At 58.1% G+C, this 15,407-nt stretch carries 11 protein-coding genes; 5 read left to right on the top strand and 6 right to left on the bottom strand.

All coding sequences use genetic code 11. The annotated features are described in order from the left end of the window. Window positions 1–302: 302 nt before the first annotated feature. Complete coding sequence (locus CBB62_14350; GenBank protein OUT39544.1) at window positions 303–1,799, top strand: methylmalonate-semialdehyde dehydrogenase (CoA acylating); 1,497 nt, start codon at window positions 303–305, stop codon at window positions 1,797–1,799. A gap of 55 nt (window positions 1,800–1,854) precedes the next feature. On the opposite strand, the gene CBB62_14345 is transcribed toward CBB62_14350, so the two are convergent. Further along, the gene (locus CBB62_14345) at window positions 1,855–2,550 is read right to left on the bottom strand and encodes a hypothetical protein (protein ID OUT39543.1); all 696 of its coding nucleotides are present in this window, start codon (window positions 2,548–2,550) and stop codon (window positions 1,855–1,857) included. A gap of 150 nt (window positions 2,551–2,700) precedes the next feature. On the opposite strand from CBB62_14345, the gene CBB62_14340 reads away from it, so the two are divergent. The 3 genes from CBB62_14340 to CBB62_14330 all read left to right on the top strand — a co-directional run bounded on the left by CBB62_14340 (window position 2,701) and on the right by CBB62_14330 (window position 6,098). Continuing rightward, the gene (locus CBB62_14340; GenBank protein ID OUT39542.1) at window positions 2,701–3,876 is read left to right on the top strand and encodes an alcohol dehydrogenase; all 1,176 of its coding nucleotides are present in this window, start codon (window positions 2,701–2,703) and stop codon (window positions 3,874–3,876) included. Between the two features lie 15 nt (window positions 3,877–3,891). After that, window positions 3,892–5,250 carry a hypothetical protein gene (locus tag CBB62_14335; protein ID OUT39541.1) on the top strand — a complete coding sequence of 453 codons (1,359 nt, stop codon included), beginning with the start codon at window positions 3,892–3,894 and terminating at the stop codon, window positions 5,248–5,250. A gap of 287 nt (window positions 5,251–5,537) precedes the next feature. Beyond that, window positions 5,538–6,098: a hypothetical protein gene (locus tag CBB62_14330; protein ID OUT39540.1), complete on the top strand. Its 561-nt coding sequence runs from the start codon at window positions 5,538–5,540 to the stop codon at window positions 6,096–6,098. 20 nt (window positions 6,099–6,118) lie between these two features. On the opposite strand, the gene CBB62_14325 is transcribed toward CBB62_14330, so the two are convergent. Continuing rightward, window positions 6,119–7,360, bottom strand: a complete 1,242-nt coding sequence (locus CBB62_14325) for a hypothetical protein (protein ID OUT39539.1) — start codon at window positions 7,358–7,360, stop codon at window positions 6,119–6,121. A 158-nt stretch (window positions 7,361–7,518) separates the two neighbouring features. Here CBB62_14325 and CBB62_14320 point away from each other — a divergent pair, with 158 nt between their 5' ends. Then, window positions 7,519–9,180: a hypothetical protein gene (locus tag CBB62_14320; GenBank protein ID OUT39538.1), complete on the top strand. Its 1,662-nt coding sequence runs from the start codon at window positions 7,519–7,521 to the stop codon at window positions 9,178–9,180. Between the two features lie 68 nt (window positions 9,181–9,248). On the opposite strand, the gene CBB62_14315 is transcribed toward CBB62_14320, so the two are convergent. The 4 genes from CBB62_14315 to CBB62_14300 all read right to left on the bottom strand — a co-directional run bounded on the left by CBB62_14315 (window position 9,249) and on the right by CBB62_14300 (window position 14,769). Further along, the gene (locus CBB62_14315; GenBank protein ID OUT39537.1) at window positions 9,249–10,328 is read right to left on the bottom strand and encodes a hypothetical protein; all 1,080 of its coding nucleotides are present in this window, start codon (window positions 10,326–10,328) and stop codon (window positions 9,249–9,251) included. Between the two features lie 139 nt (window positions 10,329–10,467). Next, window positions 10,468–11,490 (bottom strand): signal peptidase I, encoded by a 1,023-nt coding sequence (locus tag CBB62_14310; GenBank protein ID OUT39536.1) that lies wholly within the window; start codon window positions 11,488–11,490, stop codon window positions 10,468–10,470. A 91-nt stretch (window positions 11,491–11,581) separates the two neighbouring features. Next, window positions 11,582–13,213, bottom strand: a complete 1,632-nt coding sequence (locus CBB62_14305; protein ID OUT39535.1) for a hypothetical protein — start codon at window positions 13,211–13,213, stop codon at window positions 11,582–11,584. 53 nt (window positions 13,214–13,266) lie between these two features. After that, window positions 13,267–14,769 carry a hypothetical protein gene (locus CBB62_14300; GenBank protein OUT39534.1) on the bottom strand — a complete coding sequence of 501 codons (1,503 nt, stop codon included), beginning with the start codon at window positions 14,767–14,769 and terminating at the stop codon, window positions 13,267–13,269. Window positions 14,770–15,407 lie beyond the last annotated feature (638 nt).

Genomic DNA, 15,407 nt, shown 5'->3' with positions numbered 1-15,407 from the left:
TTCGGTCACTACCCGAATTTTCGAGCATCATCAAGCATTGAACATGGTGCAGCGCAGCACGGATTTTTTTTCGAATGACGGCTCAAGATGTGCTCAAATGCCGCTGAAACCATTGGGAAGGGAAGGTCAAAAACCAAGGAAAGACTGGCTTCGCAGAGCAAAAGCCGGCCTTTTTGAGAGACTGGCTGCGACAACAGTTTGTGCACAAATATATTGACCCGTCTGTCGCAACATTGACTAATGCTGCCCATCTGAACCAACAGCAAAAACAATAATAAGCGAATCTTTACACGGAGGAATGAATGTCACGCACAGTAAGTCACTGGATTGATGGCAAAGTGATTGCCGGAACATCCGGCCGCCAGAAGGATGTGTTCAATCCGGCCATCGGCGAACCGGTCGCAAAGGTTGATCTGGCCACCAAAGCCGAGGTCGATAAGGCGGTTGAGATCGCCCATCACGCCTATCTGGAATGGCGTGAGGTAACCCCGCTGCGCCGGGCCCGCGTCATGTTCAAGTTCCGGGAACTGGTCGAAGCCAATCACCGCCAGCTCGCCGAGATGATCACCATCGAGCACGGCAAAACCGTCTCTGACGCCATGGGCGAGGTTGTTCGCGGCCTTGAGGTCGTTGAATATGCCTGCGGCATCCCGGAATTGCTCAAAGGCCAATATACCGAGCAGGTCGGCGGCGGCGTCGATGCCTGGACCACCCGTGAACCGCTTGGCGTGGTTGCCGGCATCACCCCGTTCAACTTCCCGGCCATGGTGCCGATGTGGATGTTCCCGATGGCGCTTGCCACCGGCAACAGCTTTGTCCTCAAGCCATCCGAGCGCGATCCGAGCGTCGCCATCCGTCTTGCCGAACTGCTCAAGGAAGCCGGCCTGCCGGACGGTGTCTTCAATGTCGTCAATGGCGACAAGGAAGCGGTCGATGCGCTACTGCATAACGAGACCGTACAGGCAGTCAGCTTCGTCGGCTCTACTCCGATTGCCGAATATATCTACACCACCGGCACTTCGACCGGTAAGCGCGTACAGGCCCTCGGCGGTGCCAAGAACCACATGGTCGTCATGCCTGATGCCGATATTGATCAGGCGGTCGATGCCCTCATGGGTGCGGGCTATGGCTCGGCCGGTGAGCGCTGCATGGCGATCTCGGTTGCCGTCACCGTCGGCGATGCGGGCGACCGGCTGGTCGAGAAACTGGCACCACAGGTTCGCAACCTGAAAATCGGTCCCGGCATGGATGAAGAGGTCGAAATGGGCCCGCTGGTGACCCGCGAACACCGCGAAAAAGTCCTCGGTTACGTCAACAAGGGCGTCGAGGAAGGTGCCGACCTGATCGTCGATGGCCGTGACTTCACCATGCAGGGCTATGAGAAAGGCCATTTCCTCGGCGGCTGTCTGTTCGACAACGTCACCCCGGACATGACCATCTATAAGGAAGAGATCTTCGGCCCGGTGCTGTCGGTGGTTCGCGCCGATGATTTCGAACAGGCGCTGAAGCTGGTCAACGACCACGAATATGGCAACGGCACCGCGATCTTTACCCGTGACGGTGATGCGGCGCGCGAATATACCCGCCGCTGCAATATCGGCATGGTCGGCGTCAATGTGCCGATCCCTGTCCCGATGGCCTTCCACAGCTTCGGCGGCTGGAAACGGTCACTGTTCGGCGATCACCACATGCACGGGCCGGAAGGCGTACGCTTCTATACCCGTCAGAAAGCCATCACCTCACGCTGGCCGACCGGAATCCGTTCGGGTGCTGAGTTCGTCATGCCAACGATGAAGTAAGCTATCCGCGCACAGCGCATAGAATAAAGCGCCCGCGTGTCATGCCGTCCCTTCCCTACTCGGAAACCGGCTTGATGCGCGGGCATTTCTTATCATCAATGGTGATCGGATCAGGCCGCCAGACCATCGGACGCGGCTGGGCCCGGTATTCGGTCATGATTTCGGTCAACGCCTGTACCGGCGCATCATGCAGATCGACCCGGAAATCAATCGGGCACTCATCCCCATCAGGATAATTCGGCGACCAGACATTCAGGCAAGCCGCCATCGGCCCACGCGCATCACCGCCCATTGCCTGCCCGGCCATCAGGGCACTGAGCAACCGGTCAGCAAGCGGCCCACGGGTCGAAGTAAAGCGCTCAACCATAGCAGAGAGGACATCCTCACTGGCGAGGGTATTGCCGATGGCAACACATTGGTCATCTGCCAGATGGCCCTTGATGCCGGTACACTCATCGCCGGTCCAGCCGAACAGGTGCCCACGGAACGTTGCATACCCATATTGCCTGACCGCAGGCTTGAAGCTGGAGATACTGGCACCCAGATGCCCCGGATGATCCCCGGCGGGCAACCGTGCCAGCTCATCAAGCATGGTTTCCGCCATCATCAGATTCGAGAAATTCTGGGTTGCCACCACACCGACGCCGGGCCGGAACCGCGGCACGAGACCGCCAAGCGCAGGCCAGCAACTGGCACTGGTAATACCCAGTTCTCCTGTTTCCCGGTCAATGGCAATCAGCGTAAAGGTCATGGTCCACCCACTATACCAGCAACTTTCCAGATTCACCGAACAGGATATGACGGCTTATTGCCTCACATCATCAAAATACTATGCAAGCCATGCGCCACCGCTTAATTTCACGCCCAAAGAATTATAAATAGGTTTGAAGGAGATAGCCCAATGTCAGTCACCATCCTTGGCCCGCAGCAACTGCTGATCGGTGCGAATACCACCGCCGAACTGCCGACAGTGCTGAAGCGGCTGGGCGTCAGCCGCCCGCTGATCGTCTCCGATCCCTTTATGGCCGACAGCCCGTTGATGGAACGCGTGACCGGCCCGCTCGGTGAGGCAGGTATCAGTGTCACCATTTTCAAGGATACGGTGCCCGATCCGACCACCGATGTGGTCTATGCCGGGGTTGATCTGATGATGGCTAATGATTTCGACTGTCTGATCGGTTTCGGCGGCGGCAGCCCGATGGATACTGCCAAGGCGATGACAATCCTGCACGCCGCACGATCAGCCGGTGGCAGCGGCATCATGCGCGACTGGAAGGTGCCGAACAGCGCGGATATGGCGGCCCTGCCGGTAATCTGCATCCCGACCACCGCCGGTACTGGCTCCGAAGTGACCAAGTTCACCGTCATCACCGATACGGATACTGATGAGAAGATGCTGATCATGGGGCTGGCCGCAGTACCGACCGCCGCGATCGTCGACTATACCCTCACCTTCAAGAAGCCGTTCCGCCTGACCGCTGATACCGGTGTCGATACCCTGACCCACGCCATCGAGGCCTATGTCAGCCGCAAGGCCAGCGCCTATACCGACATGCTGGCGCTGCAGGCCATGCGACTGGTGGCCGACAATCTGCGCACCGCCTGTTTCGAGCCGGAAAACCCCACAGGGCGTGAAGGTATGATGCTCGCCGCCAATCTCGCCGGGATGGCCTTCTCCAACGCATCCGTAGCACTCGTCCATGGCATGAGCCGCCCGATCGGAGCCCATTTCCATGTGCCGCATGGGTTGTCCAACGCCATGCTGCTGCCCGCCGTCACCAGCTTCTCGCTCAACGCTGCCCTGCCACGCTATGCCGATTGTGCCCGGGCCATGGGTTGGGCTGAGACCGGCGATGCCGATCAGGTTGCTGGCTCAAAGCTGCTGGAGGGTCTGCGTACTCTCAACAAGGATCTGGAAGTGCCGACACCCGCCGATTACGGCATTGATGAAGAGCGTTATCAGGGCCTGATGGAAACCATGGCCCAGCAGGCACTCGCCAGTGGCAGCCCGAACAATAATCCCCGCGTCCCGACCGCCTCGGAAATCGTCGACCTGTACCGGGAAATCTATGCCTGAACCAGTGGCGCCAATGTGAAACAAGCCTTCAGACTGACTGCAAAAACCCTGTTCTTTGCCCTCTGGTTTCTGGAGGTTTGCCTGATCATCCTGCGCCCCGCCCCGGCGCTGGTCGAGCTGATCAGGCCGATTGGCGCCATCGGCCTGCTGCTTCTGATGCTGGTCAGCGTGCCACTGGTGCGCCGCGCCAGTCTGGCCGTGGCCTCGATCGCGGTCATTCTCGGCATTATCATTATGGCGACCGGCACAGCGCATTGGACGGATATGGAGACCGGGCTGGTACGCTCCATGCTGTTCGCCGCCTTCCTGCCGACCCTGCATATATTGCGGGCCTCGGCCCAGTCACAGCCGCGGGTCCGGCTGAGCCAGCGCAAATTTGCCCGCCTGCCCGCCGGCAGCCGCAGCGATGGCATCACGCTCGGCGCGCATGCCTTCGGTGCGGTACTCAATACCGGCAGTTTTCCGGTCATGGCAGCCGTACTGAATGACAAGGCGGATGAGGCAGAGCGCCGCCGCTTCGCACTCTCGGCCCTGCGCGGCATGAATCTGGCCCCGCTCTGGTCACCGTTCTTTGTCGCCATGGCACTGGCCAGCGCCTATCTGCCCTCGGTCAGCCTGATCCAGATCATGCCGGTCGGGCTGATTACCGCTATGGCATCGCTGGTGGTCAGCATCCTGTTTTTCGGCGGCTCCAAACAGCGTGGCACAGGCAATCAGCCCGGCTGGGTCGCCGGGGTTCACGCACTGGCACCAATCGCCCCCGGCCTCGCCATATTGGGGCTGACCGTCGTGCTGATCGCGGTCAGTACCCCGCTGTCATCGCTGGAGACGATCATTCTTATTGTCCCGCCGCTGTGCCTTGCGCTCTGCCGGTTTGAACGGTCGGCGGTCAAGCGTATCTGGCAAACCGCGACCGGACGCATGGCCACCAGCTATGATGACCTGCTGATTGTCGTGGCCGCCATTACGCTGGCGACACTGGCCGGGCATATTGAGGTCACCGCCGATGTTATCCGCGACGTGGTCAGCAGCATTCCGGCACCGCTCGCCATTCTGGCACTGATCCTGACCAGCTTCCTGCCCTCGATGATCGGCATTCATCCGATGATCCCGACCGCAATTCTGCTGGCAGCCCTTACCGGCGGACCGCAACCACTCCATGATGTCATCCTGATGGGCGTTGCCCTGACCGGCTGGTCGGTCGGCACCATGTGCTCGGTTTCCTCGATGAGCGTTGTGGTCTGCGCAGGGCTGTTCCGTGTACCAGCCTGGCGACTGATGATCAGCCCCAACCTGTTGTTTGCCGCGGCTGTGATGGGGATTGCGACTATTGTCCTATCAGCCCTGCAAATTTTGCTTGGTCATTTCCCTTGATGCTTCCGAATCAGATGCGTACTTTCCTTTTCGCAAACTGATTAACGGCCTGTTAACAAACCATTGGCATAATTGCTCATTGTGTTGGGAACAACACGGCGGTTCAGGCCAAGCCATTGTAAGGTTTCGAATATTCGAAACACCAATGCGCCGATAAATTGACGAAGTTTGCCTGATCTCGATTGCCTGAAAACGAATTCCTTGGTGGACTTGGATGTGATCCGGTTCGTCAGGAACATGCTGGCACGGATCTTGAAGCGGCTTATTGCCTAACCTGGAGATTAAAAATGCAGCACCCTATGGTGTCTACATTATCAATCGCGAAACTGAACCGGATGCCAAAGGATGATTTCATCGCGGCAATCGCTCCGGTTTTTGAGGAACTTGATGATCCATGGATTGCCGAGCGCGCTTGGGCTGCTGCTCCGTTCCGGGACATTGAATCCCTGCATCGCGCCATGATCGCGGTCATTGACCGTGCCTGCAAACAGGACCAGCTTGAACTGCTCGCCCGCCAGCCGGACCTTGAGCACCGCAAGGGTGGCCTGTATTTCCGCCGCTTCTCACCGGAGCAGCAGGAAGCTGCGCGCAGCGTGAATGAAGGTTACAAAGACAAGTTCGGTTATCCGTTCCTGTGCTTCTGCAAAACCAGCAGCGCTACCGAAACGCTGGCCAGCATGAACCGCCGTCTGGACAACCCGTCACAGCTCGAGCGGATTACTGCTCTGGCCGAGTTGTCCAAGATCACCCGCGAGCGTCTGGACTGCCTGATCGAGGATCAGATGCCAGTGGTCGCGAATGCACCTGCCGCTGTTATCCAGCAGCAATCAATCGCTGCCGGTCGCTAAGCAACATACCTGCCTGACAGTTATTCCGTCGCCTGCTGATAGGCCAGCGCCGCAATCAGCCTTGCGGCATGGCCAATGTCCGGCTTGGCAACAGAGCGCAGGGCATCAACGCCGAGAAACCGCCGGTTGGGCACCAGTATCATGGCGGTCGGAATACCGGCACCGCTGAGCACAGAGGCATTGCAGGGCCGCCCGATGGTCATGGTCCTGAAGCGCAGGCTGTCCTGCCGCGCCAGCTTGCTCACCTGTTCCAGCAAGCCGTCATCAAAATCGCGCGCCGTGCGGGAAACCACAGCATCGCAATTCAGTACGCTGGCAATATCGGCACCAAGCACCAGCGATTCCGCCTCTTCCAACAGCGAGATCAGCACATCATCATCCGGTGAGTAGAGCACCCAGTCGAGCGACACCCGCTCCGGCAGGGTACCGGGCTTGAACGGATCATGCTCCAGTGCAGCAATGCCCGAGCGCAGCCCCATGGAAGGCGGCATCTCGCCGATATGTTCCTCAAGCTGGTTCACCAGATAGATCACATCAGTCAGGGGATCACGCCGATGGTCGCGGCTGGTATTGGCAATCGGACTGGTTCTGCCGGACAGGCGCAGCTTTACCACCCCGACCGCCTCGGCCCCGCGCACCAGCCCGACGGTCATATCCATTTCTGCAAGATCTGGCCCGGCATCCAGCGCCGGCTCGATATAGCTCGCCATCGGCGTCAGGCGTGACCGTGGCAGGGCCGAGCCAAAGGTCTCGAACATCCGCTCAAGGGTATCATCGAGGCGGATGCCACGATCATCGACCAGCCCGCGACAGGCCTCGAGTGATAATGTCCCGGCCTTGATCTGCGCACCCATCAGGGGTGGGCCGAAGCGTTCACCCTGAGTATTGCTCCAGACCGTCATTTCCACCGATCGTTCGGTTGTGAGATCGGCTTCCTCCAGCGCCTCCAGAACCTCCAACCCGATCAGGGCACCGACCAATCCCTCATAGGCATGACCATCGGTCGAGGTGTCGATATAGCCGCCGATAACGATGGGCGGGGCCTCACGATCCCGACCCGGTCGGCGGATCGAGAGATTGGCGATCTCGTCGAGATAGACCTCGAAGCCGCGATCCTCCGCCCAGTTCACGATCATCGAGCGGCTGGCCAGATCCTCGACCGAGAACGCCGCCCGGTCGATGCCGTCTTCCGCCAGCGCACCAATCTGGGCCATGCGCTGATGCCGCGCGAACAGCCGCCCCTCGTTGATACAGCGTTTCAACAGGGCAAGGTCATCGGACTGTTTTGATCTGTTCGGCAATCACATCCTCATCAAACAAATCATGGTCGCGTTCAGACTTTCATCGAAGGCCACTAGATTAACATAGCTGTCATCAGATTACCGCATGACAGAAAACACGAAACCAGAAGAATATCAGCATGGCCCTCTCCCCGCAGCCAACCGCCGCCGCCCGCACATCCTTCACTGATACAACGGCGTCCAGCCCCACGGATAGCCGCTATAACGTCGCCGATGCTTATAAGGGCACGGATTCCGGCATGCGCAAACTGGATCAGGCGCTGACCGAACTCAGCCGGGCGATTGATACCCTGCGCGGCGACACCGACGAGATGCGCCTCAATCAGGACCATGAATATGCGATCATGGAGAGCGCCAAAACGGTTCAGCAATGGCTGCTCGGCGACCTCCGGCAACCGGAGCCGACCAACCAGTATACGGCGCTGATCGCCGATGGCCCCACCGCCCAGAAAGCAGTTGATGAGTTGCTGTCTTCTGCCGGGCGATTTGCCCGTCGTGACCAGAAGCTGCTGGTCATGCCCAATCCGCTGCTGTTCAAGGATGCACCTAAGCTCGATGCCCTGACCAAGGCGATTGATGGCTTGCGTAGCGCCGCCCCCAGCCTCACCACTGGCCAGATGGAGCACGAGACCAGCAGCCTCAAGAGCCTGCTCACCGATCTCAACCGGCAAAGTGTCGATGGCTTCTTCGCGCCCCTGACCCGCACGGTAGAGACAGCCCGCGATACAGTCACCGCCAAGCCAAAGGCCGATGGCACCGCACCACTGGACAGCCTCGCCCATCATCTGGCGCTTGAGAACACCATCCGTCCGGGCCTCAATCAGGCGCTGGCGGTACTGAAGGACACATGGCCACTGGCCGATATCGGCAACCAGATCAACAAGGTGAAAGAGCCGGAGGCGCGGCAGCAATTGGCGCGGCAGGCCGTTACCGCCCTGATGCAACCAGATGGCGCAACCGATATCGCCCAGCCGGGGATGAGCGACAAGGGCCAGATCATCCTGCCCGGTACGGCACAGGGTGCCGCCGCCGCTGCCGCCGGTGTGCTCATCACCACCAACATCAATGCCGAACTGGAAGCGGTCACCAGCCTGCAGAAGGTTCTCACCGATCCGCATCTGGCCGACAATATTGCCCGGTTTGCCGACCAGCACCGGAAGCTGAAAAGCGATATCAAGGCATTGTTCGCCAATGGCGATACGCCTGACGGCTCACTTACTGTCAATGTTACGGATGATGGCCAGCCACGGGTTGACCTCACTGACCATGCCGAACTGAAACAACTGGTGGTAGCCCGCGATACGGTTGCTAACTGGCTTGAGGGCCAGCCCACCGGGGACAAGAATGCGGCCATGATCATCGCCGCCAGCAAACCCGCCGATCAGAGCGAGCTGGTCCACAGCATTTATGGCAAGGCGCTAGGCAGCGGTTATCGCGGGAGCCGCGACTGGCAGGACCCGGTGGCGCAAATCGCCATGGATATCGAGATTTCTGCCAAGGCACAGTCAACCAGCAATATTGCGGATTTTGCCACCCGCGGCGATCTCGGCGATGCCCAATATCAGGGCCTCAGGCAGCAGACCGTTACGGCCCTTGAAGACAAACAGACAGTAACGGCGCTGATCGAGCGTTTCCCCGATACGGCCGCCAAGCTGGATCAGGCGCTAGCCATCAATCTGCGCAAACCGGATTTCGCTGCCATGGGGATTACCCTGCCGAAACCGGCCACACCGGCCCCTGCCGCTGACGGGCCAAAGCTGATTATTCCAGGCCTGCGCTGATCATAAGCATCTGATCATAAGCATCTAATCACAAGCACCGGCTTCAGACATCATCAGGCCATGGCCTGTTATGGTCGGGGGGTATTTTTCTCCGTCACCGGCACCACGATATCGCCGCCATCGGGGGTTGGCTTACGCTTGACCTCGCCGGTTGGTGCAGCTGGCTGTGGTTTATCCGCCGGGGCGGTACGACTTACCGGCGTCCAGCGCAGATAACCATTCTGCACATCGGCAGCAACCGAGTGCGAGTGACGCTGGCCTTTCTGGCGGCTCAACTTGACCTTGAGATCGGCTTCGGTTGGGCGGAAGCCCTCTGCTGCACGCTGTTCCTGAAAGGTAATCAACTCCTTGATTTCCTTCAACTCGGCACTGCGACGATGACGATCAGCCGCACGGGCTCGCTCCGCCATTCTTTCGCTAAGCGCCTCAAGCTGGGCATCAGGATCGGCACGCTGGGGCAATGGCTTGCCCTGAATTTTGGCGAGCATATCCTCGGCCCGATGCCAGACCCGACGCGCAAAAGCATGGAGCCGGTTGCGCGGACGTTGCTTGTTGATCCGCGCCCGTTCGCGCCGGAACTCGTCATTATCGGCCTTAACCGGCTTGCGGGCACTGGCCTTGCGCTGCTGCTTCTGGCGCTGAACCAGCTCCACAACTTCCTGCAGCTCATATTCGCGCAGTACTTCACGGTCTGGCGTAATGCCGACCTTCAGCCCCTCATTCGGCGCATAGAAAAAGCCGCCGAACTGGGTGTACTCATAGCGCTTGTTGCGCCGGTTGGCGGTGCGCGGGTCGGTGATGACATTGCCATCGTAATCAAGGTTGGTGACCGCCTTGCCGGGGGCCGGTTTATGCCACCAGGTGCCATCCTCCATCTGCCGATACCAGTGATAGTCATTGTTCGGTGCCACGGCGAGGGCAACAACATAATGGCCGGGCTTGGGCTTGGTGCACCCCTCGGTCGCGATAAAACCGTCAGTCATGGCCTTCTCGGCCACTTCCCGGACGGTGATTTCACGTAAATAGGAGAAATGGCGATCACCCGGCTGCGGGCCGTAGGTGCCGGGGTGTCCATCCGGTGAATTGGCCGCAAAGGCATAACAGTTTGTCGAGGCCAGCACATCAGGCTGGTCCCAAACTGCACGCACAAACCTAGGCAGGGAGCCCGGTTCAGGTTTCATAAGGAGGGTTTTATCGGCCATCAACAAGTAGTAACACAGCCCCACGAAACTGGGGTTCTTTATATTTAACACACGAGCAATGCCCAAAACTCAGGGCTGCAGGCGACTAATTGTCATCGAAATTCTGGTCATAAACAGGCGCCAGACTGAGCTTCCTGCGCGGTGACCAGAGAATACCCACCACACGATGGGTAATGTTGTCAATCGGTAAGGGGCCGTGCAAACGCGTTCTGCTGTCTAATGAGTTATCACGATAATCACCCATGACAAACACATGCCCATCCGGCACGACATAGTCAGTCCGGTTGTTATAGTTACCCACGAGGGCGGCGATATTGACGGTATCGATGCTCCGTTCCTCGCTATCCAGCTCTTTCGGCCAGTGCTCCCGCATATGGTTGAAATTCAGCACCAGACCGGGTCGCGGCTCCCATGTATAGGGCTCCATCGGCGTGCGCTCGACGGCATGGCCATTGATGACGAGTTGGCCATCCTTCATGTCCAGATGGTCACCGGGCAAGGCGACAATCCGCTTGATCCAGCGCTCGCCATCGCTCTTCGGATGCCAGTAGACGACAATATCACCGCGGCGCGGCTCATATGTTGTGAAGCGTCCACCGGTCGCGAGCGCCAGATCGGAACTCCACAGCGTCGGAAACATGGAACTGGAGTCGACACCGACCACCGCCGGACCGTTGATCGATGCCGCCAGCCGCTGCCCGGCGCCGAAAGCAATGATGATCGCAAGATAAATCCAGTATCGCTGATACCGGGCCAACTTCATTGGTTGAGGCGCTGTATGAGCCACGATACCGGCAACCACCATACCGAGCAGCCCCTGTCCGATCATCAACACCAGATAGGCAAAGAAACCGACAAAACTCGCCGCCCAGCCGGTAACCAGCCAGACTGCCATCAGGAGCTGCAGCGCCAGAAACGGCCAGACCAGACGCGGCGCACCGGCATAGAGCACACCAGCAATCGGTGACAACAGGGCAATCAGAACAGCAATCCAGGCGCGGCGCGGCGGCGGCAGGCTTTTATCCCGACCCGCCTCATCCTCGCCGACACGGCCCTCTTCTGCGATCTCCATATCAGGGATCTGATCGACAGTTATGTCATCAGCCATATAATGCGATATCCGGTGAGAAAACTTGGTGTACCTACAGCAGGTTAGGCCGATTGCCTGAACAGGCAAGCAAACAATACCGCCGGTCAGGTTACTTCACGAGATTTTTATAAGCAGCTTCAAGCGCCCTGGTACGACCTGCCGTATCAAACAGGCTGTTACGGTCGCGGCCCGATATCAACCGCTCTCTCAGCGCCTGCCGTTGCGCCGGATCACGCGCCAGATCAATCGCCAGATCGCGGTAATCTCCGGTAAAACTCGTAACCAGTTCTGGCATGTCCGCTGCCCGCAACAAACTGGCGGCAACACGGCTCGCCATGTGGCTGCCGTAAAAGGAGATAACCGGCACACCAGCCCAGAGCGCATCCATGGTCGTCGTGTGCCCATTGTAGATCAGTGGATCAAGCGCAATATCAGCCGCCGTTAGCCGGGTTATATGCTCAGGCTTTGCGGCAAAGGACGCAAAAACCAAACGCTCGGGATTAACCCCCCCTGCCGATGCATAACGCATCAGATTCTGCCGGGCTGCCGGATGCCCATCCAACAACCAGAGAACGCTGTCAGGTACCGCCTGTAAAATCTCGAACCACAGAGACAGGGTTTGCCGGTTCAGCTTGTATGGCTGGTTGAGACTGGCGAAAACCAGTTTATCAACCGGTAACCCATTACGTTGGCGCAGATCGGCACGGTCAGCCGATGCCGGTTGTGGCTGGCGGTCATCCGTAGCCTGATAGGTATCAGGCAGTCTGATCAGTTGCTCACTGAATTGCGCCTCGTCACCAACCGGGGCAATCACCCCATCAACAATCATATAGTCGATAAAATCCGCACCACAGCTTGATGGATGGCCCAGATAGCTGATCTGTACCGAGGCAGGCCTACCCGCCAGTGCGGCCATACGGTTCATATGGTTCCAGCCATCGGTGGCAATAAGAATATCCAGCGCATCGCCATGCAGCCGGTCCGCCAGTGCCTGATCGGTAATGCCCTCAAGATCATGGAACTGATCAACAGCCGCTTCAAGACGTTGCCGCACAGCGCTCCTGTCATTACGGCCGGTGCAATAGGCCATGACCTCAAAATAGTCGCGGTCATGATGCTCCAAAACGCCGGTCAGCAGATGGGCACGGGCATGGTTGCGGAACGGTTCGCCCAGATAACCGATGCGGATTTTGTCACGGTCAGGCCGCCGTGATGGCCGTCGGGATGGCGAGATCGTTACGGTCACCGCATCCAGCCTTTGCGCACGCAAGCGGTTAACCGCCAGATTCTTCGCCGCATCATCGCATTGCTCGAATGTATAGACGGCTTCGGCCGCGGCGAGGTCTTCCGGGCGGGTAAGATCACCAGACTGCGCCTGCAATGCCGACCGCAATGATGCCTGTGTTTCCAGATCACAGACATGCAAGGCAATCCGGTACAGATTGGCAAGGCAGCGCGGATGCGCCGGTTTGCGTGCGAGAAGGTCAGTGTAAAGTGCTCTGGCCCGGGTAAAGTCACCTCGCTGTGCCAGCAGGCATGCCTGCTCGAAATCCCGTTGCCAGATATGCTCGGCATCGAGATCGCTGTACCCGGTCAACTCCGCCAGCAACTCAAGCGTTCGATCATAATGCCCGGCCAGACGGGCCGCACGAGCATGGAGGATCAGGAAATCCGCAGAAGGTGCACTGCCCTTATTTTCACAAAGCGCCAAAGCGTCATGAATGCGGCCGCCATCAATCATCCGCTTCAGGTTCGAGGTATTAGACACGGATGAGAGCACCCCGGCTTAACGGATCAGATCGGGATTGCGTACCAGGCAATGCCATCGAGAGACAGGTTCGGATCAGTCGCCTCGATCAGGTCACGCTCGGCCTCGTTGATGGTGTAGAGGTGCGTACCGCTCACCGTATTGAAGAAGCGATAGACCGGCTCCATGCCACCGGCTTCGAACTGGCTGACGCGGAACACCGCGCCCTCTTTCTGATACTGGGGCAGGTTGGCTTCGATTGACGCCATTTCCTCTGGCCGCCAGGTGTAGAGGTGGCCGCCGTTCTGGCTATTGAAATAGCGATAAACCTCAACCGAACCGGGGAAAAACGGTTCGCCTGCCTCAAATACCGGCGCCTCGAAGATGAACTCCGGCTGGGTCGCCATAATATTGTCCCGCTCTGCCTCGCTCGCGGTGTAGAAATGGGCCCCCGTGGTCGGGTTGAAGAAACGGAAGACCGTTTCGTCAAACGGCAAGTCAGATGGCGGCGTCGTAATCGGCCCGGATGTGGGCATGTCAATCACGATACCGGGCAATGGCAGCGGGAATGTAACATCGGGAATATCCGGCTCACCCGGATCGGGATCGGTTGGATCTGTTGGATCAGTCGGATCGCCGGGGCCGCCGAGAATGGGATCGCCGGGGTTCATGCCGTCATTGAAGATGTCACCGACAATATTATCGATCCAGTTCTGATAGAACGACACCCGCGTATCAAAGGAAATCTCACCGAATGACGAGTTCAGAATACCACCGTCAATGTCAGTGGTTCCTGCATCGCTGGTAGTCGTACCACCTGAAACGACGCCGGCAATCTGGCCATTGATGAAGTTAGGGCCACCGCTGTCACCGCTGGTTGAATTGACCTCCGTCTCCCCAAGACCGAGGTCGGACAGGCCATTCAGCAATGGCGATGCATCGTTCGCTGGGTCGCCGCTGTCGAAATCATAAAACAGCAGTGAGCCATCAGGTATTGGCTCACCAAAGATATCATCAAGTTCCGGAGCCGCCCCATCCAGCCCCTCATAGACATTCTGGCCGGTACGCTTGACGTCACCGCTGCCCGGATCCTCAGACAGGCTTAATTGGCCGTTGAGTCCGGTACCTGCAATACCATAGCCGACAAGTGTAAAGGCTGAGCCGATCTCGGCATTGCCACGATAGATATCGTAACCTGCAATCGGTGCGCGCTCTGCCAGACGGATCAGGGCAATGTCATTGGCCGGGTTGAAGCCAGATGATCCGTCATAGCCTTCATGAACGAAGGTCTCGTCCACATCGAGATAGACGCGTCCGGTCGGCAGATCGATGGCGATCTGCATATTCGCGGCAGGTTCATTGAAAATCACATGGGCAGCGGTCAAAACCCATTGCCCATCGCCGAGCAGCGTTCCGGAACCCCGATTGGTTGCGTTATAGACACCGACCACGGCATCGGTCGCCCCACCCGGCGAAACCACATAGCTCTGATCAAACGGATCACTGGTAGGAACGGAAACCCGTGATGTCACGCTGTTGAAAATCGACATGATGCTTCCCCAACATCCTTCGTGTGTCAGCCTCGCAATTCTGGCGATGGCATGCGGTCAGCCATACCACAATCCTGACAGTATCATACTTGCGGTCGAATCCGTCCAGTTACCGAGTGTCCGGCAGCCAGATAATCGTAACCACTGGGTTCAGGCCAACACAGTCATCAAATGCGGCAACGGTCAGCCATACCCCTGAGTCGGCTCGAAAGCAGCAGATTGGCGCCCCGGGACAAGTATGGGTAACAGATCGGTATTGTCATATCATGCTGTTTATGTCCCGGCGCAGCGATAGCTGGACCTTGCGCATTTCGCATGTCGAAAACTGATTGTCGCAATCACTCTTGCGAACGCGAACGAGCAACAATTTATTGAAAAATCAAATACTTAAAAAGACATCGGAAATGGTTTTGACATACCAGAATACAGCATCCGCTCATAGGAGGTGCTTCCCGGATGATACATTCTGAACAAGATTGCAGCAATCTGCGCATCAATCTGATGCAGGCTATCAAACAGTATTATAGCAGCAGGGTAGATCAGGCGTGTTTGCGGTTTGAAATCGGTGTAAGGCTTCTGTATGAATAGACTATGGAAGTGTTTGGCATACCTTATTCGCTTTAGATGTCACTAATATG

It is taken from the genome of Micavibrio sp. TMED2 (assembly GCA_002168225.1).
Lineage (GTDB): Bacteria > Pseudomonadota > Alphaproteobacteria > TMED2 > TMED2 > TMED2.
Note: the sequence above shows the minus strand (reverse complement) of the source record. Positions and strands in the feature narration are given on the sequence as shown.

Bases quoted from the DNA above. Each gene is read 5' to 3' on its own strand.
- CBB62_14330 (OUT39540.1), top strand. From the start codon at position 5,538: ATGCAGCACCCTATGGTGTCTACATTATCAATCGCGAAACTGAACCGG.
- CBB62_14310 (OUT39536.1), bottom strand. From the start codon at position 11,490: ATGGCTGATGACATAACTGTCGATCAGATCCCTGATATGGAGATCGCA.
- CBB62_14345 (OUT39543.1), bottom strand. From the start codon at position 2,550: ATGACCTTTACGCTGATTGCCATTGACCGGGAAACAGGAGAACTGGGT.
- CBB62_14300 (OUT39534.1), bottom strand. From the start codon at position 14,769: ATGTCGATTTTCAACAGCGTGACATCACGGGTTTCCGTTCCTACCAGT.
- CBB62_14305 (OUT39535.1), bottom strand. From the start codon at position 13,213: ATGATTGATGGCGGCCGCATTCATGACGCTTTGGCGCTTTGTGAAAAT.
- CBB62_14350 (OUT39544.1), top strand. From the start codon at position 303: ATGTCACGCACAGTAAGTCACTGGATTGATGGCAAAGTGATTGCCGGA.
- CBB62_14320 (OUT39538.1), top strand. From the start codon at position 7,519: ATGGCCCTCTCCCCGCAGCCAACCGCCGCCGCCCGCACATCCTTCACT.
- CBB62_14340 (OUT39542.1), top strand. From the start codon at position 2,701: ATGTCAGTCACCATCCTTGGCCCGCAGCAACTGCTGATCGGTGCGAAT.